Origin of the sequence: Gulbenkiania mobilis (assembly GCA_004346645.1) — a bacterium.
Lineage (GTDB): Bacteria > Pseudomonadota > Gammaproteobacteria > Burkholderiales > Chromobacteriaceae > Gulbenkiania > Gulbenkiania mobilis.
Genome location: SMDA01000008.1, coordinates 40,350 through 59,227, shown reverse-complemented (window position 1 = coordinate 59,227; position 18,878 = coordinate 40,350). Strand labels below are relative to the sequence as shown.

23 protein-coding genes and 1 pseudogene are annotated in these 18,878 nt (G+C 64.4%); 9 read left to right on the top strand and 15 right to left on the bottom strand.

The window, feature by feature from the left end; translation table 11 throughout:
* Window positions 1–118 precede the first annotated feature (118 nt).
* From EV669_RS11695 to EV669_RS11680, 4 genes are all read right to left on the bottom strand, one after another.
* On the bottom strand, window positions 119–1,180 hold the full coding sequence (locus EV669_RS11695; RefSeq protein WP_132098775.1) for an MBL fold metallo-hydrolase: 1,062 nt from the start codon (window positions 1,178–1,180) through the stop codon (window positions 119–121).
* Window positions 1,181–1,253: 73 nt separating this feature from the next.
* Complete coding sequence (gene trhP, locus EV669_RS11690) at window positions 1,254–2,606, bottom strand: prephenate-dependent tRNA uridine(34) hydroxylase TrhP (protein WP_132098774.1); 1,353 nt, start codon at window positions 2,604–2,606, stop codon at window positions 1,254–1,256.
* A 40-nt stretch (window positions 2,607–2,646) separates the two neighbouring features.
* Window positions 2,647–3,066: a hypothetical protein gene (locus EV669_RS11685; protein ID WP_054285346.1), complete on the bottom strand. Its 420-nt coding sequence runs from the start codon at window positions 3,064–3,066 to the stop codon at window positions 2,647–2,649.
* 162 nt (window positions 3,067–3,228) lie between these two features.
* The gene (locus EV669_RS11680; protein ID WP_054285347.1) at window positions 3,229–3,435 is read right to left on the bottom strand and encodes a hypothetical protein; all 207 of its coding nucleotides are present in this window, start codon (window positions 3,433–3,435) and stop codon (window positions 3,229–3,231) included.
* Window positions 3,436–3,537: 102 nt separating this feature from the next.
* On the opposite strand from EV669_RS11680, the gene fliW reads away from it, so the two are divergent.
* Window positions 3,538–3,987: a flagellar assembly protein FliW gene (fliW, locus tag EV669_RS11675; RefSeq protein WP_054285399.1), complete on the top strand. Its 450-nt coding sequence runs from the start codon at window positions 3,538–3,540 to the stop codon at window positions 3,985–3,987.
* Window positions 3,988–4,048: 61 nt separating this feature from the next.
* Here the strand turns inward: fliW and EV669_RS11670 are convergent, their stop codons facing one another.
* A complete protein-coding gene (locus EV669_RS11670; protein WP_132098773.1) occupies window positions 4,049–5,461 on the bottom strand; it encodes a nicotinate phosphoribosyltransferase in 1,413 nt (470 codons plus the stop codon).
* A 175-nt stretch (window positions 5,462–5,636) separates the two neighbouring features.
* Window positions 5,637–6,017, bottom strand: a complete 381-nt coding sequence (locus tag EV669_RS11665) for a YkgJ family cysteine cluster protein (protein WP_054285349.1) — start codon at window positions 6,015–6,017, stop codon at window positions 5,637–5,639.
* A gap of 190 nt (window positions 6,018–6,207) precedes the next feature.
* On the opposite strand from EV669_RS11665, the gene EV669_RS11660 reads away from it, so the two are divergent.
* Complete coding sequence (locus tag EV669_RS11660) at window positions 6,208–6,552, top strand: DUF2249 domain-containing protein (RefSeq protein WP_054285350.1); 345 nt, start codon at window positions 6,208–6,210, stop codon at window positions 6,550–6,552.
* 59 nt (window positions 6,553–6,611) lie between these two features.
* On the opposite strand, the gene EV669_RS11655 is transcribed toward EV669_RS11660, so the two are convergent.
* Window positions 6,612–7,013, bottom strand: a complete 402-nt coding sequence (locus EV669_RS11655; protein WP_165922747.1) for a lysozyme inhibitor LprI family protein — start codon at window positions 7,011–7,013, stop codon at window positions 6,612–6,614.
* 90 nt (window positions 7,014–7,103) lie between these two features.
* Between EV669_RS11655 and EV669_RS11650 the strand changes: the two genes are divergently transcribed.
* Entirely contained in the window at window positions 7,104–8,237 is a 1,134-nt protein-coding gene (locus tag EV669_RS11650) for a PQQ-dependent sugar dehydrogenase (RefSeq protein ID WP_318271446.1), read from the top strand.
* Window positions 8,238–8,313: 76 nt separating this feature from the next.
* Here EV669_RS11650 and EV669_RS11645 read toward each other — a convergent pair whose 3' ends face one another.
* On the bottom strand, window positions 8,314–9,528 hold the full coding sequence (locus EV669_RS11645) for a zinc-dependent alcohol dehydrogenase (protein WP_054285352.1): 1,215 nt from the start codon (window positions 9,526–9,528) through the stop codon (window positions 8,314–8,316).
* 377 nt (window positions 9,529–9,905) lie between these two features.
* Here EV669_RS11645 and EV669_RS11640 point away from each other — a divergent pair, with 377 nt between their 5' ends.
* The gene (locus tag EV669_RS11640) at window positions 9,906–10,274 is read left to right on the top strand and encodes a glycine zipper 2TM domain-containing protein (RefSeq protein WP_132098771.1); all 369 of its coding nucleotides are present in this window, start codon (window positions 9,906–9,908) and stop codon (window positions 10,272–10,274) included.
* A 50-nt stretch (window positions 10,275–10,324) separates the two neighbouring features.
* Here the strand turns inward: EV669_RS11640 and EV669_RS11635 are convergent, their stop codons facing one another.
* On the bottom strand, window positions 10,325–10,879 hold the full coding sequence (locus EV669_RS11635; protein ID WP_132098770.1) for a GNAT family N-acetyltransferase: 555 nt from the start codon (window positions 10,877–10,879) through the stop codon (window positions 10,325–10,327).
* 147 nt (window positions 10,880–11,026) lie between these two features.
* On the opposite strand from EV669_RS11635, the gene EV669_RS11630 reads away from it, so the two are divergent.
* From EV669_RS11630 to EV669_RS11620, 3 genes are all read left to right on the top strand, one after another.
* Window positions 11,027–11,332: a DUF962 domain-containing protein gene (locus EV669_RS11630; protein WP_054285354.1), complete on the top strand. Its 306-nt coding sequence runs from the start codon at window positions 11,027–11,029 to the stop codon at window positions 11,330–11,332.
* Between the two features lie 289 nt (window positions 11,333–11,621).
* The gene (gene infA, locus EV669_RS11625) at window positions 11,622–11,879 is read left to right on the top strand and encodes a translation initiation factor IF-1 (RefSeq protein ID WP_054285355.1); all 258 of its coding nucleotides are present in this window, start codon (window positions 11,622–11,624) and stop codon (window positions 11,877–11,879) included.
* A 46-nt stretch (window positions 11,880–11,925) separates the two neighbouring features.
* Entirely contained in the window at window positions 11,926–12,111 is a 186-nt protein-coding gene (locus EV669_RS11620; RefSeq protein ID WP_054285356.1) for a hypothetical protein, read from the top strand.
* 17 nt (window positions 12,112–12,128) lie between these two features.
* Here the strand turns inward: EV669_RS11620 and EV669_RS11615 are convergent, their stop codons facing one another.
* From EV669_RS11615 to tnpA, 4 genes and pseudogenes are all read right to left on the bottom strand, one after another.
* The gene (locus EV669_RS11615) at window positions 12,129–12,896 is read right to left on the bottom strand and encodes a DUF6544 family protein (protein WP_132098769.1); all 768 of its coding nucleotides are present in this window, start codon (window positions 12,894–12,896) and stop codon (window positions 12,129–12,131) included.
* Between the two features lie 57 nt (window positions 12,897–12,953).
* Entirely contained in the window at window positions 12,954–13,826 is an 873-nt protein-coding gene (locus tag EV669_RS11610; RefSeq protein ID WP_132098768.1) for an ion transporter, read from the bottom strand.
* A 68-nt stretch (window positions 13,827–13,894) separates the two neighbouring features.
* Window positions 13,895–14,941: pseudogene (locus tag EV669_RS11605) on the bottom strand (amino acid permease); the annotation flags it as partial.
* 81 nt (window positions 14,942–15,022) lie between these two features.
* Complete coding sequence (tnpA, locus tag EV669_RS11600; protein ID WP_072756638.1) at window positions 15,023–15,439, bottom strand: IS200/IS605 family transposase; 417 nt, start codon at window positions 15,437–15,439, stop codon at window positions 15,023–15,025.
* A gap of 23 nt (window positions 15,440–15,462) precedes the next feature.
* On the opposite strand from tnpA, the gene EV669_RS11595 reads away from it, so the two are divergent.
* On the top strand, window positions 15,463–16,710 hold the full coding sequence (locus EV669_RS11595) for an RNA-guided endonuclease InsQ/TnpB family protein (protein WP_132098766.1): 1,248 nt from the start codon (window positions 15,463–15,465) through the stop codon (window positions 16,708–16,710).
* On the opposite strand, the gene EV669_RS11590 is transcribed toward EV669_RS11595, so the two are convergent.
* Together EV669_RS11590 and arfB are read right to left on the bottom strand one after the other, a co-directional pair.
* Window positions 16,707–17,171, bottom strand: a complete 465-nt coding sequence (locus tag EV669_RS11590; RefSeq protein WP_318271445.1) for an amino acid permease — start codon at window positions 17,169–17,171, stop codon at window positions 16,707–16,709. The two genes, EV669_RS11595 and EV669_RS11590, sit on opposite strands and share 4 nt — an antisense overlap.
* Before the next feature lie 219 nt (window positions 17,172–17,390).
* Window positions 17,391–17,798, bottom strand: a complete 408-nt coding sequence (gene arfB, locus EV669_RS11585) for an alternative ribosome rescue aminoacyl-tRNA hydrolase ArfB (RefSeq protein ID WP_054285360.1) — start codon at window positions 17,796–17,798, stop codon at window positions 17,391–17,393.
* Window positions 17,799–18,067: 269 nt separating this feature from the next.
* On the opposite strand from arfB, the gene EV669_RS11580 reads away from it, so the two are divergent.
* Window positions 18,068–18,802, top strand: coding sequence for a peptidylprolyl isomerase (locus tag EV669_RS11580; RefSeq protein WP_054285361.1), 735 nt, complete (start codon window positions 18,068–18,070; stop codon window positions 18,800–18,802).
* The last annotated feature ends 76 nt before the right edge of the window (window positions 18,803–18,878 follow it).

Below are 18,878 nucleotides of genomic sequence, written 5' to 3'. Positions count from 1 at the left end.
ACGCGGAAGCGAAACGCATGCGCTTCGCTTCCGAAAATGTCGATGGCTTCGATTGTACGCCCGGGCCGGCAGCAGGGGCAATGCGCGCCAGCCGGGCTTTGAGACGCTATGGGCAGAATCAGGGCAGCGGACGGGTTTCGCCAATGGCCATCAGTGAAAAGTCGGCCACGCTGACTCCGTGCACGTGCCGGGCGGCCGCTAGGTCGGCCATCGGCTGCTCGATCGGCTCGTCGGTGAGAAGAAAGGTGCCCCAGTGCACCCCGATGGCACGGCGTGCGCCCACCTCGCGGAAGATGCGCACGGCCTCGTCGGGATTGACGTGCTGTGCCTTCATGAACCAGCGCGGCGCATACGCCCCCACCGGGATCAGTGCCATATCCACCACACCGATGCGCCGGCCGATGTCGGCAAACAGGCCGGCTGCATAGCCGGTGTCACCGGAGTACCACAGGCTGTGCCGGCTACCGCGTATTGCAAAGCCTGCCCAGAGGGTACGGTTGGTATCACCCCACAGGCTGCGCTTGCTCCAGTGCTGCGCCGGGGTGGCCGTCACCGACAGACCGGCCAGGCTGGTGCGCTCCCACCAATCAATCTCCTGCACGCGCTCGGCCGGCACGCCGGCCTCCACCAGCCAAGCCCGCAAGCCCAGCGGCACCACGAAGGCTGGCGCCCCGCCTGGCTGGCGGACGAGCGCCTTGATGGTGGCGCGGTCCAGATGGTCGTAATGGTTGTGCGAGATCAGCACGCCATCGATGTGGGGCAATTCGGCCGTGGCAAGCGGCAGGGGCACCTGTCGCTCCGGCCCGGCCCAAGAAACGGGCGAGGCCCGCGTTGAGAACACCGGGTCGATGAGGAGTTGGCGGTCATCCAGCCGCAGCAGCATGCTGGCGTGCCCAATCCAGGTGAGCGCATCAGGACCGTGCGGCGCATGGATGGCGGCCAAGTCGGCGCTAACGCGGGGGATGCGTTCGGGATGATGGACGGGAACCGGCCCAGTGTGGCGCTGCCACTGCCAGCGCAGGAAAGCGAAGCGTTCGGGATGCCCGGTGTCGTAGAGATTGCGGTAGCCTTCGGGGCCGTGGTGCGGCCGGCCGGGCAACGGCTGGTAGGGGGCGCCGCAGCCAGCCAGGACAAGCGCTGCGAGTATCGGCGTCAGCCGCCGGTGCGTCGGGGAGGGCATGCACGCTCCTTGCGCGACACGCTTCGGCCAACCGTGCAGGTTGGCCGAAGAAGAAAAAAGAAGAACGCAGGGCTCACTCGTCCGCCAGCAGGCGGGCGATCAGTGCCTTCTGCATGCCCGCCATATCAGGGATCCTCACCTTGACGCCGTTGCCGGGCGCCACGCTGACCGGTACGTCGTCGCGCGTCATCGTCTCCAGCTTGACGATGCGGTTGCCGGAAGGATGGATCACTTCGATGCGGTCGCCCACGGCAAAGCGGTTCTTCACATCGATCAGCGCCCAGCCGTCGGCGCCCACTTCCAGCACTTCGCCCACGTACTGGCTGCGGCGTGCCTGCGAATGCCCGGTCAGGTAGTTCTGATACTCCTGCGTCTGGTGCCGCTCCAGAAAGCCCGGGGTGTAACCACGGTTGGCCAGCCCCTCCAGGTCGGCCAGGAGCCCGTAGTCAAAGGGCCGGCCGGCCACGGCATCGTCGATGGCGCGACGGTAGGTCTGGGCGGTACGCGCCACGTAGTACAGGCTCTTGGTACGGCCTTCGATCTTGAGCGAGTCCACGCCGATCTTCACCAGCTTCTCCACCTGCTCCACGGCCCGCAGGTCCTTGGAGTTCATGATGTAGGTGCCGTGCTCGTCCTCCATGATCGGCATCAGCTCGCCTGGCCGGCTGCCTTCCTCGATCAGATAGGTCTTGTCCGCCAGCGGGTGGCGCGTGGCCCCGCCACAGGCGGCAAAGTTCTGGTTGGCCTCTTCCAGCGCCTGGCCGAAGTCGAACTTGATCACCTGCACGTCACCGGCATCGTCGCCTTGGGTGTCGTGTACCTTGTAGTCCCAGCGGCAGGCATTGGTACAGGTACCCTGGTTGGGGTCGCGGTGGTTGAAGTAGCCCGAAAGCAGGCAACGGCCCGAATAGGCAATGCACAGCGCCCCGTGCACAAACACCTCCAGCTCCATGTCCGGGCATTCCTGGCGGATCTCCGCGATCTCATCCAGGCTCAGCTCACGCGAGAGGATGATGCGCGACACGCCGATCTTCTGCCAGAACTTCACCCCCATGTAGTTGGTGGTGTTGGCCTGTACCGAAAGATGGATGGGCACCTCGGGCCACTTCTCGCGCACCATCATGATCAGGCCGGGGTCGGCCATGATCAGCGCATCCGGCTTCATCGCGATCACCGGCTCCATATCCGCCAAGTAGGTCTTCAGCTTGGCGTTGTGCGGAAGAATGTTGCTGGCCACAAAGAAGAGCTTGCCGCGGGCATGCGCCTCCTCAATGCCCTGGCGCAGCTCCTCCAGCTTGAAATCGTTGTTGCGTGCGCGCAGCGAGTAGCGCGGCTGGCCGGCATACACAGCATCGGCGCCGAAGTCGTAGGCAGCGCGCATCTTTTCGAGGCTGCCGGCGGGCAGGAGAAGTTCGGGTGCTTTCATCGTTGTTCCGTTGGGAGGGGCCGGGCGGGCCGGCGACCCCTCAGTGCAGAAGACAGCCAGTGGGCAGCGGCATCAGGTCGGGTTCCACGAAGCCGCGCCGGGCATCGTCCGCCTCCAGCCGGCTCTCGCTGTAATGGCGACGCACCACCGCACGGGCATCGGCCATTACGTCGGGGTTGGCCGAAAGGAAGGCAGGCCAGTCTTCGGCCAACCCCGGCTCGGCGTCGATGCGGTTGTAGAGGATGGCCAGCAGGGCCATCGTCAGCGTGTGGTGATACTTCTGGGCCTCGCCCTGTGCCATCGCAAAACGCGACAGGGCATGGGCACAGCGAGCAGCGGCTTCGCGGGCCGGATAGCGGCGGCGGTAGGCCCACGCCGCCATCAGGTGGGCAGCGTGGTCGAAGTCGGAGGCAGGCAGTGCCAGCGTTTCCAGCTGACGGACGAATGCCTGAGGATCCATGTTCGCAGTCTCCGGGTACGGCAAAACGAAAAGGCTCCGTCGCAACGGAGCCGGTCAGTTCAATGGTGCGGCGCGATTATCCGCGCGCCTGCCGGGAGCGTCAAGCTGCCCCAACGGCAGGAATGCGACATTAAGCTGCTGTTTTTCAATGCCCTTTCCGGCTCATGGTCTTTTCATCAATGCCGCCAGCGCCAGAAACTGGCCGAACACCCCGGCCACCATCGCCAGCACGCCTGCCACCGCTGGCAGCGGGCGTGCCTCGCCCAGCGAGAAAGCGGCGGACCCAGCCAGAAAGAGCAGTGTGGCCACGATCAGTGTGGTGCGGGCAGCCTTGCGATTGCGGCGCAACCGGTTGAACAGCAGGAACACGTCTGGCTCTCCTCATTCGATGGACGGGGCCGCCGATTATAACCGCCGCCGGCCTCCCGGGAGTTCATGCATAATGGCTGCATGTCCAATGAGGAGAGCGCCATGCTGTTCACATCCAGCCTGCTGGGCGAAGTCGAAGTCGACGAATCCACCATCCTGACCTTCGAGCGCGGCATCCCTGCCTTCGAGGCCTGCACCCGCTTCAAGCTGTTCCACGATGCCGAAAGCCCGTCGCCGCGGGTGCACTGGATGCAGTCACTCGACCACCCGGACGTGCTGTTCAGCGTGGTTTCCCCTTCCGAGCTGGGGCTGCGCTACGAGATCGAGCTGACCGAAGACGAAAGCGCGCTGCTGCGCCTTGAAGACCCTGCCGATCTGGCGGTGTTGCTGATGGTGTACAAGGGCGATGCCCCCGCCAACGACGGTCATCCGCTGCTGGCGCCGCTGCAGGCCAATGTGCGCAATCCGCTGTTGGTCAACCTCAAGACCCGGCACGGCGTGCAGGTCACCGGGTTGGCCTGCGACATCGTATTCCACAACCGCCCCGCCTGACCGAGGGTAGCCAACGAAAAACCGGACGCAAGCGTCCGGTTTTTTCATGGGTCCGCAGCCTTCAGGCACCGTGAGCTGCGGCAGCACGTGCGCGGATCACCTCCAGCGTGTCGCGCACGCACAGCCGGCCGTGGACGTAGACCGGGCGCAGCGCCTCTTGCCAGCCCTCGGTCTGGAGCGCTGCAGCCTCCTCCAGCCGCACGGTCTGCCATGCACCGCCCTTGTGCAGCGTGGTCAGCCGTCCCTTGCGCGAAGCCTTGCCCGGATCGGTCACCGGACTCTTGTAGATGTCGTGCCAGCGCTCTTGGCGGCGAACGGCCGAGCATTTCATCGCAAAGCCCGCGGTATCACGGTTAAGCTGCTGCAGCAGACCCCCGCCCATGCCGAAGGCAATATTGTCGGCCGAAAAGCCATCCGCCTTCAGCCGGGCAAGGATGGCCTCGATGGAAGCCGGGCTGATGCCGTCGCCCTGGATCAGCCGCACAGTGTTGAGTACATGGTAACCCCGGCGGTTGACGGTGGTGCCGAAATGATCCGCCAGCACCCTGCACGCATGACCGACCACCTCGACCGGGTCGCCCGAATCCGGGCGGATCACCAGCGTGGCGCCGCTGGCCTTCACCGCCTCGCGCAGTGGACCACCCCAGAGCGCCAGCGCATGCCATAGGTCGTAGCTGTCCGAAACGCAGGCAAAGATACCCCCGGGTTGGCCGAAGCGTTGCAGCATATGCCGGTAAGCGGCCTCCTCGTTTTCACGCCCCCAGGCCGTCATGGTGGAGTGTTCGGCGGCGGGAATGGAGAATCCGGCCATCGGGGTGTCGTAGTAGTAGCGGGCGGCCAGCAGGGCTTCCACCGTATCCGTGCCCTGGAAGTTCACCAGATGTCCCAGGCCGCCGAGCGCGGCCGACTCGCCGGAGGATACGCCGCGCGCGCCGAAGTCATGCAGCTTGAACGGCAGGCCACTGGCATCGTCGGCAGTCTCGGCCAGATAACGGGCGATCAGCCCGCGAAGATGCCACGAACGGGTGGCCACGGTGACCGGATACCACAGTCGCAGCAGCCAGGTCTCGATGTAGGTCACCAGCCAGTAGAGGTCCGGGTCGGTACACTCCACCGTAACCAGGGCATTGCGCACCGGCACCACGCTGCCCTCGGGCACGGCGCGGATCGTCAGCGGCAGATGACCGGCATGTTCGCGCACGACCTTGCGCCAGCCCGCTTCGTTGAAGGGCTCGCCATGCGCTGTCAGCAGTGCGCCCGCCTCGTCGATCATGGCATTTGTGATCGGGGTGGAAAGGTACTCCCCCAGTAGCGCCTGCAGGCCAAAGAATACCGTGCGGTCGTGCTCCCCACTTCCCCCGCGCGCCTCCACATAGGCGAACAGCCCGTCGGCGTCAGGCGGGTACTGCAGGTAATGCGAAGCCTTGTAGGAATCGATGACGAGGAGCGGATTGCGTAACGACAGCAGGGACATGGCGCTTTTCCTGAAGGCAGCCTGAGATACGCCCGAGCGGGCCCGAACGGCGATGCTACCCCGCCGCGTCCGCTTTGCCCATGCCCTGCCCTTTTCAGGCAGAACAGGACAGGGCTTTCGTCACGGGCGTTTCTCTGCGCCAACGAGGGCGATCATTCGCACAGCCGGTGCCCGATCAGGAGGGCGTGGCTGTCATTTCCCTGGCAGCCACGCCAGTCAGCAGCGGCGGCAGGCCGTGTCGGGCGCGTGCGCGGGCACAGTCGGCGGTCCCGGCCTGCAGGGCCCGGCAGGGCGACGGACGCAAGGGGTAGATGCTGCAGCGGGCGCCCTGCCCCACCTCGCCCTGCAACGCTACACAGCGCGGTGCCGGCGCCCAGGTCCCCCGCATGCAACGCAGGTGGGGATGGAAGCTTTCTGTCAGGGTGTGCGGGACGGTGCCGCCACCATCGTCGGCCTCGGCCCAGTAGAAGGAAACGCGGAAGGCGGCACAGCAGGCGCCGCAGACGAGGCAGGACGATGCATCGGCCTGCCCGGAAACAAACGGAAGATCATGCATGGCTGGTCGGACAGTGTGGACACCGCCGGCACGCCTTTGCCGCCGGCGATAGCGGATTTTCCCGTACGTCCTAGAGCGCTTTCAAGAGGTAGCCCGACAGGATTTCCTTATCCGCGCTCAAGGCCGCCTGCCCGCCACGCGGGCACACTCGCGCCCTCTGACTGCTTTCACCGCTTCTGGAGCCTGCCTAATGGAACTGCCCGTACTCAATACTCCGGCCATCCATCTCTTTGACGCCCGTGGCATTGCCAAGCGGGTGCGCCATGCCGCCATCTTCGGCGCACTGGAGGCGCTGTACGATGGCGAAACGCTACGTTTTGTCAACGACCATGACCCGCTGCCGCTATTGGCGCAGATCCGCGACCGTTACGGCCCGCAGGTCAGTTACGCCTACCAGCGCCGCGACGATCAGGAGATCGTGATCGACTTCACCATCACGCTGCCGGCCGAAGCGGGCGAGCCCGCCCCGGCTGCTGCTCCAGCCACCGGCGGTTGTGGCGGCAACGGCGGTGGCTGCGGCTGCGCTGGGCACTGAGCCTTACCACTTGCAAGGTTGGCCGAAGGCTTCGGCCAACCCTCCCGCCTGTCCCGGCGCTATCGCCGTTGGTCCAGCAACTCTTGTAGGGTATCGGCACGCTCGTGCGTGGTGCGGTACAGGCACTGCGCCACCTCCACCCGACCGAGGGTGCCCCCATCCGGATCGAGGTAGAAGCCGCAGCTGGCATCGCGCCAGCCGATCCACTGCCGTTGCACCGCGCGCAGCGCATGCTGCCGCTTGGCAGGCAGCACAGCCATCAGTTGACGATAAGCCGCATTCAGCCGCGCGTTCTGTCGGGCGTTGGCTTCGCCATAGCATTCCACCATGCCTTGGGTGGTGGTGCCGCGCCCTCCCAAGCACGCTTCCAGCAGCGTATCGTTGACCGGGCTGGCCGCCATGGTCGTGCCTGCCGCCAGCGCCAGCAGCCCTGCCAGGCCTCCCATCTTCCTTGCGTGCATTGCCTTCTCCTCTCCGGGGCGTGCGCCCTGCATGAACTGTTTGCCCAGCCTTCCGCTCGAACCCGCACCTGCCCACTGGAAGACCCGACCATGCTGCCCTTGCTCGTGCCTGCGGCGCTTGTTGCCGCCACCGTCGCCCTGCCTGCCCGGGCCGCCGTCCTGCAAACCCGGCTGTACCGTGTCGAAAGCACTGTAGTGGCCGAAGGCCTCGATCACCCCTGGTCGCTCGCTTTCCTGCCCGACGGCAGCATGCTGGTGACGGAGCGTGCCGGCCGCCTGCGCCGCCTGGATGCCCAGGGCAGGCTGGACCCAGCGCCCATCCGTGGTGTGCCCACGGTCGTGGCCGAAGGCCAGGGCGGACTTTTCGACGTCGTTCTCCATCCCGATTTTGCGCGCAACCGCTTGTTGTACCTTAGCTATGCCGGGGGCAAACGCGGTGCCAGCAGCACCGAAGTGGTCCGTGCGCGGCTGGAAGGCCAAGCTCTGGTAGACAGCCGAGTGATCTTCCGCCAGCAGCCGCGCAGCGCCACCACCCACCACTATGGCGGTCGCCTGGCTTTCGGGCTTGATGGCCGCCTCTATCTGGGCTTGGGCGACCGGGGCCATGATGCGCGCGCCCAGACTCGGGCTGACCATGCGGGCTCGGTGATCCGCCTCAATGCCGACGGCACCCTTCCCCCGGACAATCCTTGGGCAGGCCAGGCCGGCTGGAAGGCAGAAAAATACACCTTGGGCCACCGCAACATTCAGGGGCTGGCCGTCCACCCGGTCAGTGGAGCGCTGTGGGCCCATGAACACGGTCCGCAAGGCGGAGACGAGATCAACCTGATCCGGCCCGGCCGCAACTACGGCTGGCCGGTGATCACTTACGGCCGCACCTATGGAGCGGGCCTGCCGATTGGCGAGGGCACCGCCAAGGCTGGCATGGAGCAGCCCGCACTCAAGTGGGTGCCTTCCATCGCGCCTTCGGGGCTCACGTTCTACCAAGGCACACGCTTTCCCCGCTGGCAAGGCCAAATGCTGGTGGGCGCACTCAAGGATGCCATGGTGGTGCGAGTACGCCTGGAAAACGGCCGGGCTGTAGAGGAGGAACGCCTGTTTCAAGGAGCCTTCGGACGCATCCGTGACGTGCGCACCGGCCCGGACGGTAGCGTCTATCTTTTGACCGACGAGGCTGCCGGACGGCTGATCCGGCTGCAGCCCGCCGGCGCCCCGGGCCATTGAGACAACCTGCCAAGCCCTCCGCAGCCTCAAACAAAAAGGCGCACCCCGCAGGGTGCGCCAGGCGGGTGCCAGGTGATCAGCCCTGCGACAGCAGCCCACCGGCTGTGGCCCCGCCGTTACGCGGCCCGTCCGGAGTCAGCACCACCTTGCGGCAGCTCTCCATCTTGTCGTTGAAGATCTTGTAGCCGCGTGCGGCTTCGGACAGCGGAAGGTGGTGCGAAATGATCACCTCCGGCTCCAGCCGCCCGGCAGCAATATGCTCGAGCAACTCCGGCATGAAATGCTGTACATGGGTCTGCCCCATCTTGAAGGTCAGCCCCTTCTCGAAGGCGTCCCCGAACAGAAAACCGTGGATGAAGCCGGCGTAGACACCCGGTACGCTCACCGTCCCGCCGCGACGGGTGGCAGCGATCGCCTGGCGCAGCGCCTTGCCGCTCGAGCCCTCCAGCTTGATATTGGCCAGCACGGTTTCCACCAGGCTGCCCTTGGCTTCGAAACCAATGGCGTCGATGGACGCATCCACCCCACGGTAATCGGTGGCTTCGATGATGACTTCGGCCGGATCATCCACCTGGTCGAAGTTGATCGGAATCACACCGTAGGTCTGGGCGGCAAAATCCAGCCGGTAGGGATGATGGTCAATCATGAAAATGCGTTCGGCGCCCAGCATGCGGGCGCAGGCAGCAGCCATATAGCCCACCGGGCCAGCACCGAAGATCGCCACGGTGGACCCATGCGTCACGCCGGCGTTGACCACTGCCTGGTAGCCCGTGGGCAGGATGTCGGAGAGGAAGAGCACCTTGTCGTCCGACAGAATATCCGGCACCACCAGCGGACCCACGTTGGCCTTGGGCACACGCACGTACTCCGCCTGGCCACCGTCGTAGCCGCCATAAAAATGGGTGTAGCCGAACATGCCCGCCCCGGAGCGGATCGACTTCTTGTTCATGATCGTGCCGCGCGCTGGGTTGGTGTTCTCGCAGGCGGAGAACAGCTCTTTCTCGCAGAAGAAGCAGTGCCCGCACGAGATAGTGAACGGCACCACCACACGGTCGCCCTTCTTCACGCGCGTCACCGCCGGGCCGACGTCTTCCACGATGCCCATGAACTCGTGACCGAGAATGTCGCCGGCCTCGAGGCCGGGAATCTTGCCCCGGTACATGTGCAGGTCGGACCCGCAGATGGCGGTGGCGGTCACGCGCAGAATGATGTCGTCTGCCTCTTCGAGGATGGGATCGGGGACATTCTCGACCCGAACGTCTAGCGTGCCTTGATAGGTGAGGGCTTTCACTGGCGGCTCCTTTGTAGGTGGACAGGCCGCCCGGCTGGCGACCCTTGCGGCAACACAACCGCAATTTTTATGCCGCACAGCCCTCCCGTCATGGGCACAAGATACTGAATTTTATGAAAAAACCCGTTGCCCTAGTGAGGATGGAGAATAAATCCTCGTTGCATGAAATTCCCTGAGTGAATCAGCGCAGGCATCTTAAGGGACGCTTGCGGCTGGGGCTGCAAGAAGCGTCGGGCACTTTTTTGCCTAGCCGGTGTCTGTAAGCAAAATCTGCCGGTTTTCGTGGAACCCGTAACATTTGCTAACAGTTTCCGTAACACGGCCGGGATGCTTTTACCTAGACTGGCAATACTGCCACCCAACAAAAAGGTCTTTTCATGAAACGGACAGCTTACTCTCTGATTGCCGCCCTGCTCTTGGGCAGCGGGTCGGCCTGGGCTGCCAACCCCGTCACCGAGTCGGCCATTGGCGGCGCCATTGGCGGAGCTGCCGGCGCTGTGGTCGGCCACCAGATCGGCGGCCGTGACGGCGCCATCATTGGCGGAGCACTGGGCGGTGCTGCCGGCGTGGCAGTGGCCACCAGCAACGAACGCCCGGCGGTGCGCAACGAGGCGCCCTCGGCCTACCGCTACGGCCGCTATTACGAGCCGGGCAGCCACAAGCGCGGCAAGGGCCACTACAAGCACTGGAAGCGTGACCATCCGGTCTTCGGCTACAACCCGGGACATGCCCGTCACCGCGACTGAGCCACTTCATCATGATCATGAGAAACGGGGCCTTTTCCAGGCCCCGTTTCTCATAAGTCGCCGGTTTCGGCCAACCCTTCTGCCACGCTCGGATCAGGCCAGGCGATGCGCAGCACCGGCAGTTGGCAGGGTCCCGGCAATTCGGCCATCAGGCGTCCGGTCTCCTGCCCGCCCCAGCGTAGATAGCACTGGCGCGCCTGATGATTGGTCTCGATCACGTACAGGAAGAGCGGCCGTCCGGGCGCCAGCAGCCGGGTGCGTCGCGCCGCCCGCGCCATCAAGGCGCGTCCCAGGCCTAGCCCCTGCCATGCGGGGAGCACATGCAGGTTGTCGAGGTAGATCCCGTTTTCTGGTTCAGCATCGGGAATCAGGCACATGAAGCCTGCCGGAGCCCCATCCACCTCGGCCAGCAGCACTTCGCAGGCGGGGCTGGCATCGGCAGCCAACCGGGCCTGCCAGTGCGCCAGACGCTCGGCATGGACGGTTCTGTCGAGATAGGCATCCGGCAGCAGCCCACGATACGCGCTGCGCCAGCTTTCGGCGTGCAGGGCCGCGATGGTAGCCGCCTCGCCCGCATGGGCGGTGCGAAAGATGCAGGTGCTCATGGTGCCTCCTGGTTGAATGACAAATGGCGATCGCCCTCTACCATGCCGCGTCCGTGGCGGAAAGAAAAGCCGGACTGCGAAGCGAGGCCCGGTTTTGCTATGCTGAGCCACCTGCCCGCCAGAGGCTGACATCACGAGGAGACGATCATGCAGCGCCGCTTTGCCAGTTTCAGCGAGTTCTACCCTTTCTACCTGTCCGAACATGCACATCCGGTCAGCCGGCGGCTGCACTTTGCCGGCAGTACGCTGGTGCTCGCCGCACTGAGCTATGTCTTGCTGACGGGCCAGTGGTCGGCGCTCGCCCTCTTGCCGGTATTCGGCTACGGTTTTGCCTGGGTGGGGCACTTCGTCTTCGAGAAGAACCGGCCCGCAACCTTCCGTCACCCCTTCTACAGCCTGCTGGGGGACTGGGTGATGTATCGCGACATGCTGACCGGTCGGGTGCCTTTCTGAAGGCCCTGTCGGGCAATAGCTCGAAACAATTGAAAAACAAAGAATAATTTGTTAATATCGGCGTATTGCCGTTGCGATGCGCCGCCAGTCCCGGTGGCGCGCTACGTGCTCCCCTTCCTTCAGGAGCACTTTTCCCTCCACGGTTAGCGCCATTTCGAGAGCCTTCCGCCCGGAAGCCGGCTTGCGCCCGCTTCTTGCCCCGTTTGCAAGACCCTCGTGTTGGCTTACACGGCCGGCCTGCCCTTCCGGGTACGTCGGCGTATCGCGTTTACATCAGAAAGGCAGAAAAATGTCCAAATCCGACATGGTTGAACTGGAAGGTGTCGTGACCGAAATGCTTCCCGAGTCGCGTTATCGCGTGAAGCTGGACAACGGCATCGAAATCCTGGCGTATGGTTCGGGCAAGATCCGCATGCACCGCATCCGCGTGCTGCTGGGCGACCGCGTCACCGTGGAAATGTCCCCGTACGACCTGACCAAAGGGCGGATCAATTACCGCCACCCTACCCCCCACGTGGGCGGCCCGCGGCCGAACCCGCGTCGTTGAGGTGTGCAGGGGGACCCCTGCGCGCCTGCCTTTAGGAGGCACATTCATGCAAGTCAAGTTTCTCATGCCCGGTGACCGTATTGTGGACCACCGGATCGACGGCCAGCCCGTTCCCCTGTTTGTCGAAGCGATCCAAGCTGCCGGCCGCCGCTTTCTGGTGACGTTCCGCTCGTCGCATGGCCTGGACAGCGCCATCTATCCGGCCGAAGCCTACATCGCCGCGGTGCGTTGAGCCCGCACAGCGGGGCTTCAGCCAAACACCGCATCGTCAATCGTCACCCGGAAGAACGCGCCCGCCCCCAGGGTGCCGTCCGCTTCCAGCCACCCCACTTCCAGTCGTGACGGCAACCGGATGCCGCCAAAGCGCTCCCAGGCCGTAACCCGGCCTCCGAAGGGATGCCAGCCGAAGGCGCCTCCTTCCGGATTGCCCCATCGCATCATGCTCACCTCGCGCAAGCGCGCTTCCTCATCCAGCACCAGACGCAGCGGCACGATGTCCGCGCCCGCCGGGAGCCTGACCAGAAGCGCTCCCTCCTCCGTTTGCGCCCATTGCACGGCTGGATCTGCCAGCCGCGAGGGCAGCCAGACTGCCTCCGCCGCAGCGCGTCCCGCTGCCGAGCGCGCCACGTCCGGGCCGTCTGCCCGCGCCAGTGGCAACATCCCCAGGAGCCGCCAGTCCAACGCTCCAACCCCATCACTGAAGCTGTCATAGCCCAATACCGGAAAGCCGTAGTAATGGGTACGCGCATGCCAGAACAGTGCGCCTGACATCGTGAGCACCTCTTCGCCCACGAACGGGCACCAGCGCCCCAGGCGAATCTGCCCGTGCATTGCCAGCCGGACTGCGGAAGGCAGCGGCCGGTCCATCCCCAGGCTCGTACACAGGTAGCGTCGGGCAAGCTCCGGCAGTCGGGCTATCCGGCTTTGCAACACCTCTTCGGCCAACGTCGGGCCGGCAGTCGGTCGCGCCTGCCACAAGGCGTCGGCGCGGGCAGCAAGCTGGGCACGGGTCAGCATGGCGTGTCTTTTCCAAAAAGGTCGGGTTTCTGGCAGGACCATGCAGGCCCGAAGCCGTCAGTGCGCACGATGCGGGCCGAGCGCGGCGCCGCAGTGCTTGCAGAAACGCGCATCGGCCGTGTGCCCCCCCTTCAGGCAGCGCGGACAGGCGCGGGCTTGGCCCACCGGCTCCAGCAGTGGTTCGGGCCCGTCTTCCCGGGTGCGGGTGCGGCTGATCTCGGCGGTGACGATGCCGGTGGGCACCGCAATGATGGCGTAGCCGGTGATCATCGCAAGGCTGGCGAGCGCTTGCCCAACCGCTGTCTTGGGCGTGATATCGCCAAAACCGACGGTAGTGAGCGTCACGATCGCCCAGTAGATGCTCACAGGAATGCTGGTATAACCGTTCTCGGGGCCTTCGACCACGTACATCAGCGTACCCAGGATCACGACCAGAGACAGCACCGCCACCAGGAACACGGTGATCTTGCGTCGGCTGGCTACCAGGGCGCGCTTGAGCGCATCGGCCTCGCCCATGTAGCGGGTGAGCTTGAGAATGCGGAACAGCCGAAGTAGCCGCAGGATACGGATGTCCACCAGCACGCGCCCGGCAGGGAATACCAGCCCCAGATAGAGCGGAATGACAGCCAGCAGATCAATGATGCCGAAGAAACTGGTGGCGTAACGCAGCGGCCGGTTCACGCACAGCAGGCGCAGCACGTACTCCACAGTGAAGAGCACCGTCACGACCCAGTCGAACACGTTGAGGCTGGCACCGTAGCGGGCACGGATGCTCTCCACGCTCTCCAGCATCACCGCCGCCACCGAAGTGAGGATGACTACCAGCAGGATCAGGTCGAACACCTTGCCCGCCAGGGTGTCGGATTCGAAGATGATTTCGTAGAGTGTGCGCCGCCAGCCGTACTGGGGCTTCATTGAGGCAGAGGTCATGCAGGGCTCCGGAACGGGAATGTTCCGGAGCTTACCGCAAGGCAGGCCGGCTGTTGAGCCGGCCGGAGTCAGGCGTCGCGTCGCCCGAGATGGGGATGGTAATCGGCCAGTTCGATCGCGTGGAGCGGCACCAGACGGGTACCGTGCCGGTACTTGTAGCCCAGCCACAGAAGCAGAAAGAGCGGAATGCCGATGTAGGTAGCCACCACGGCGTTCCAGTCCACCTTGGCACTGGTGAAGGCAGCATAGTTCTGCCCCAGCATGATCACCATGCACAGCGCGAAGGCGAGCAACGGCCCCAACGGGAACCAGCGTGCCCGGTAGTGCAGGTCATCGAGGGTGTAGCCTTGGTGCAGATAGGCGCGACGGAAGCGGTAATGGCAGATGGCAATGCCCAGCCAGGCGATGAACCCGGTCATGCCCGAGGAGTTGAGCAGCCACAGGTACACCGCATTGTTGTCGGCAAGCGAGGTCAGAAAGCACAGGCCGGCAATCACGGTGGTGGCGTAGAGCGCGTTGCGGGGCACACCGTTGGCCGAAAGCCGCGCAAAGACCGAGGGAGCCATGCCGTTCCGGGCCAGCGTGTACAGCATGCGAGTGGAGGCATACATGCCCGAGTTGCCCGCCGAGAGGATCGCCGACAGGATCACTGCGTTCATCAGGCTGGCGGCAAAGGCCAGCCCGGCCCGCTTGAACACCAGCGTGAACGGGCTGGCGCCGACATCCTCCATACCGTTCTTGAGCAGCGAGGGATCGTTGTACGGCAGGATGAGGCCGATCACCAGGATGGACAGCGCGTAGAACATCAGGATGCGCCAGAAGATCTGGCGCACCGCCCGCGGAATGGTCTCGCCAGGGTTGCTGGACTCGCCGGCGGCCACGCCGATCAGTTCGGTGCCCTGAAAGGAAAAGCCCACGATCATGGCCACGCCGATGAAGGCCGGCAGTCCTCCGACGAACGGTGCCTCACCAGTATGGAACACACCCAACCCGGGATGAAAATCGTGCGCGGCAGGCTCGCTCATGATGCCGAAGATCATCAGCACGCCGGTGACGATGAAGGCGATGATAGTAATCACCTTGAGGATGGAGCACCAGTACTCCGCCTCGCCGAAGCCTTTGACCTGGTGCGCGGCAAGCCTCGGCCTTCAGGCCGGGGAAGGATAGCGCGGACGCCGTAGGCGTCCTTTGGGCGGTCAGTGTGGCGTCTGCTGCTGTTCGATGTACTGGCGGATGATCTCGATGGGTGCACCGCCGCAACTGCCAGCGAAGTAGGACGGCGACCACAGGGCACCGCCCCACAGCTTCTTGCGGATGCTCGGGTAGTTCTTTTTGCGGATCATGCGGCTGGACACGCCCTTCAGGCTGTTCACCAGCGCCGAGACGGCGACCTTGGGCGGGTAGTTCACCAGCAGGTGGACGTGATCGTCCTCACCGTCGAACTCCACCAGTTCCGCCTCGAAGTCGGCGCAGACGCTGGAGAAGATGTTACGCAGGTCGTCGAGGATTTCCTTGGTAAACACTTCGCGCCGGTATTTGGTCACGAAGACCAAATGCACGTGCATCAGAAAGACGCAGTGCCGACCGCGCCGAATATCGTTGTCGTTGCTCATAGGCCAAGCGTATCATTTCGCCCATGCAACGTCTGCAAGCCTTCAAATACGAACTGATGCCGAGCGGCGAACAGCAGCGCCAGATGCGCCGCTTTGCCGGGTCGTGCCGCTTCGTCTTCAACAGGGCGCTGGCGTTGCAGAAGGAACGCTACGAGCGCGGTGAGAAGAAGCTCGGTTACGCCGGCCTGTGCAAGCTGCTCACCGAGTGGCGCAATGGGCCTGAAACGCCGTGGCTGGCCGATGCGCCTGTGCATCCGCTGCAACAAACGCTCAAGGATCTGGAGCGCGCTTACGCCAACTTCTTCGCCAAGCGGGCCGACTTCCCGCGCTTCAAGAAGAAGGGTCAACACGACAGCTTCCGCTATCCCGACCCGAAACAGATCAAGCTCGATCAGGGCAACAGCCGTATCTTCCTGCCAAAGCTCGGCTGGCTGCGTTACCGCAATAGTCGCGAGGTGCTGGGCACAGTCAGAAATGTCACCGTGAGCCAGTCTTGCGGCAGGTGGTTCGTAAGCATCCAGACCGAGCGCGAAGTTGAGCAGCCCGTGCCGCAGGCCACCACAGCAGTGGGCATCGACATGGGCGTGATCCGCTTCGCCACGCTCTCGGACGGCACGTTCTACGTACCGCTCAACAGCTTCAAGCGGCACGAAGACCGCTTGCGCCGTGCGCAGCAGGCGATGAGCCGCAAAACGAAGTTCAGCAACAACTGGAAGAAGGCGAAAGCCCGCGTCCAGAAGATTCACGCCCGTATCGGCAACGCCCGCCGCGACTTCCTGCACAAGGCCACGACCACGATCAGCCAAAACCACGCGATGGTGTGCATCGAGGACTTGCAGGTGCGAAACATGTCCAGGTCGGCGGCAGGCACCACCGAGCAGCCGGGAAAGCACGTTCGGGCCAAGTCCGGCCTGAACAAAGCCATCCTCGACCAAGGCTGGTTCGAGTTCCGCCGACAACTGGACTACAAGCTGGCATGGGCCGGCGGACATCTCATCGTCGTGCCGCCGCAGAACACGTCGCGGACGTGCCCGGCCTGCGGCCATGTGTCGGCGGACAACCGCCAGACGCAGGCCCGGTTTCTGTGCGTCGAATGCGGCTTCGAGGAAAACGCCGATCTGGTCGGCGCGATCAACATTCTCAGGGCGGGACACGCCCGTTGCGCCTGTGAAGTGAGCGGTGCAGTAATGCCGCCAGCAGCAGGAACCCACCGAAGCGACTCATTCCGGCTCGATGCCGGGGTGAGCGCCGTAGGAATCCCCCGACTTTAGGCGGGGGAGGATGTCAACGAAAAATAGTTAAGCGCCAGGATCAGCAACAGGAAAGCGGCACTCCACACCACGCCAGGCACCGCCGGATACCAGTAGTGCATCACGATGGCGGCGGCGGCCAGCTCTACGGCGATGGTGATAGCCCAGTTGTACCAGTAGTTCCAGCCCAGCGCGAAACCGAACGCAGGGTCCACGAAACGGGAACCGTAGACCTGGAAGGAGCCGGAAACCGGCATGTAGGCCGCCATTTCGCCCAAGCTGGTCATCAGAAAGTAGACCATCAGCCCCACCAGGCCATAGGCGAGCAGAGCGCTGCCGGGGCCAGCGGTGGCAACAGTGGCGCCCGAGGCGAGAAACAGGCCAGTGCCGATCGAGCCGCCGATGGCGATCATCGACAGATGCCGCGCTTTGAGCGACCGCCTCAGCCGGGGGGCGTCCGCATCATGTTCAAGATGTTCCATAGTGAGTCCCTGGTTTGATCAATCGGTAGGCGCGCTGCGCGGGCCTCTTGCGAGCCCTGAAGGCGTGCGCAGTCGCGCGAAACCGAAAAGAATGGCAGCACAAACGCCAGAGGGGTAGCCCGGGACATCCCTATATGTCGCTATTTGAACATTAACAGTTCATTTATGTAAAAACGCCCCGGTTTGCCGGAGCGCGTGCAACACAGGAGGGCCGGTACGTCAATAGTCCACCCGGCCCCGCCCGGCCTTGACGGCGCTGCGGCTTGCCTTGTCTTCCAGCCGGCGGCGGCGCGCGGCCCGGCTGGGCTGTGTGGGCTTGCGCAGCTTGGGCACGTGCGCAGCCGCGTCCACCAGCGCCTGCAGGCGGGCCAGTGCATCGGCCCGGTTCTGCTCCTGGGTGCGGTACTGCTGCGCCTTGATGACGACCACGCCCTCACGGGTGATGCGCTGGTCGCCCAAGGCAAGGAGACGGGCCTTCACCTCCGCCGGCAGCGACGAGGCCGCAACGTCAAAGCGCAGGTGAATGGCAGAAGAAACCTTGTTGACGTTCTGCCCACCTGCGCCTTGAGCCCGGATAGCGGACAGTTCCACTTCGTCCTCACGGATGCTGAGCGATACACGGTGCATGACGGCTCCTGTTGTAGTTGTTGTTGCGGTGCCGGTTCTCCGGCAAGCCCAGTGCCGGCCGCACGCGGCCCAGACACATGGGGTAGAATGCGGCCTCTTTCAATTTACGGCGTTCAGCCCCACCATGAAGGAAACTGCGGCCGCCCACCTTGACCGGGCCGCCGCCCGCCCAGTCCCGGCTCAGCCGGGGACTACGATTCCGGCACGGCCCATCTGCCGGCCGCCCGCCCCCGGTCCTGCCGGGTGGCAACGACCTACAGGAACCTTCCATGACCATTACCGTGAACGGCGTCGAGATCACCGACGCGATGATCCAGGCCGAAGAAGCCAACTTCGCCGACGCCCCGAATCCGCGTGAAGCGGCCATCCAGCAGCTGGTGCTGCACCGCCTGCTGCTGCAAAAGGCCGCCGAGGAAGGGATCGACACCAGCAATGAAGGCGAAGCCATCGGCGCCCTGCTGGACCGCTCGCTGGAGTTCACGCCGGTGGATGAAGCCACCTGCCTGGCGTTCTACGAGCAGTACCCGGAACAGTTCTCCCAAGGCGAGAACGCCGTGGCCAGCCACATCCTATTCCCGCTGGGCGCAGGCGACGAATTGTCGGGCATGCTGGCCAAGGCCAAGGCCGAAGGCGTGCTGGCCGAAGTACAGGCCAACCCGGAACGTTTTGCGGATCTGGCGCGCGAGCACTCCACCTGCCCGTCCGGCCGCAACGGTGGCGACCTGGGCCAGTTCGGTCGCGGCCAGATGGTACCGGAGTTCGAACAGGCCGTGTTTTCCACCGAGCCTGGCCAGATCGCGCCGCAACTGGTTCAAACCCAGTTTGGCTACCACATCATTCAGGTGAAGGAGCGTCAGCAAGGCGGCAAGGTAGCCTTCGAGGACATCAAGGACCGTCTGGCCCAGTACCTCAACGACATGGCTGGCCGTCAGGCGATGCACCGCTACCTGAGCGAACTGGTGGCCAATGCCAAAATCGAAGGCTACACCATGCCGATGGCCTGAGCCTTGCTGCATCCATGACAAAGCCGGGCTGATGCCCGGCTTTTTTCATGCCATCCGTAGGTTTCGGCCAACCTTG

Coding starts and splice junctions, on each gene's coding strand:
- EV669_RS11695 (WP_132098775.1), bottom strand. CDS start 1,180: ATGCCCTCCCCGACGCACCGGCGGCTGACGCCGATACTCGCAGCGCTT.
- trhP (WP_132098774.1), bottom strand. CDS start 2,606: ATGAAAGCACCCGAACTTCTCCTGCCCGCCGGCAGCCTCGAAAAGATG.
- EV669_RS11685 (WP_054285346.1), bottom strand. CDS start 3,066: ATGGATCCTCAGGCATTCGTCCGTCAGCTGGAAACGCTGGCACTGCCT.
- fliW (WP_054285399.1), top strand. CDS start 3,538: ATGCTGTTCACATCCAGCCTGCTGGGCGAAGTCGAAGTCGACGAATCC.
- EV669_RS11670 (WP_132098773.1), bottom strand. CDS start 5,461: ATGTCCCTGCTGTCGTTACGCAATCCGCTCCTCGTCATCGATTCCTAC.
- EV669_RS11665 (WP_054285349.1), bottom strand. CDS start 6,017: ATGCATGATCTTCCGTTTGTTTCCGGGCAGGCCGATGCATCGTCCTGC.
- EV669_RS11660 (WP_054285350.1), top strand. CDS start 6,208: ATGGAACTGCCCGTACTCAATACTCCGGCCATCCATCTCTTTGACGCC.
- EV669_RS11655 (WP_165922747.1), bottom strand. CDS start 7,013: ATGCACGCAAGGAAGATGGGAGGCCTGGCAGGGCTGCTGGCGCTGGCG.
- EV669_RS11650 (WP_318271446.1), top strand. CDS start 7,104: ATGCTGCCCTTGCTCGTGCCTGCGGCGCTTGTTGCCGCCACCGTCGCC.
- EV669_RS11640 (WP_132098771.1), top strand. CDS start 9,906: ATGAAACGGACAGCTTACTCTCTGATTGCCGCCCTGCTCTTGGGCAGC.
- EV669_RS11635 (WP_132098770.1), bottom strand. CDS start 10,879: ATGAGCACCTGCATCTTTCGCACCGCCCATGCGGGCGAGGCGGCTACC.
- EV669_RS11630 (WP_054285354.1), top strand. CDS start 11,027: ATGCAGCGCCGCTTTGCCAGTTTCAGCGAGTTCTACCCTTTCTACCTG.
- infA (WP_054285355.1), top strand. CDS start 11,622: ATGTCCAAATCCGACATGGTTGAACTGGAAGGTGTCGTGACCGAAATG.
- EV669_RS11620 (WP_054285356.1), top strand. CDS start 11,926: ATGCAAGTCAAGTTTCTCATGCCCGGTGACCGTATTGTGGACCACCGG.
- EV669_RS11615 (WP_132098769.1), bottom strand. CDS start 12,896: ATGCTGACCCGTGCCCAGCTTGCTGCCCGCGCCGACGCCTTGTGGCAG.
- EV669_RS11610 (WP_132098768.1), bottom strand. CDS start 13,826: ATGACCTCTGCCTCAATGAAGCCCCAGTACGGCTGGCGGCGCACACTC.
- tnpA (WP_072756638.1), bottom strand. CDS start 15,439: ATGAGCAACGACAACGATATTCGGCGCGGTCGGCACTGCGTCTTTCTG.
- EV669_RS11595 (WP_132098766.1), top strand. CDS start 15,463: ATGCAACGTCTGCAAGCCTTCAAATACGAACTGATGCCGAGCGGCGAA.
- EV669_RS11590 (WP_318271445.1), bottom strand. CDS start 17,171: ATGGAACATCTTGAACATGATGCGGACGCCCCCCGGCTGAGGCGGTCG.
- arfB (WP_054285360.1), bottom strand. CDS start 17,798: ATGCACCGTGTATCGCTCAGCATCCGTGAGGACGAAGTGGAACTGTCC.
- EV669_RS11580 (WP_054285361.1), top strand. CDS start 18,068: ATGACCATTACCGTGAACGGCGTCGAGATCACCGACGCGATGATCCAG.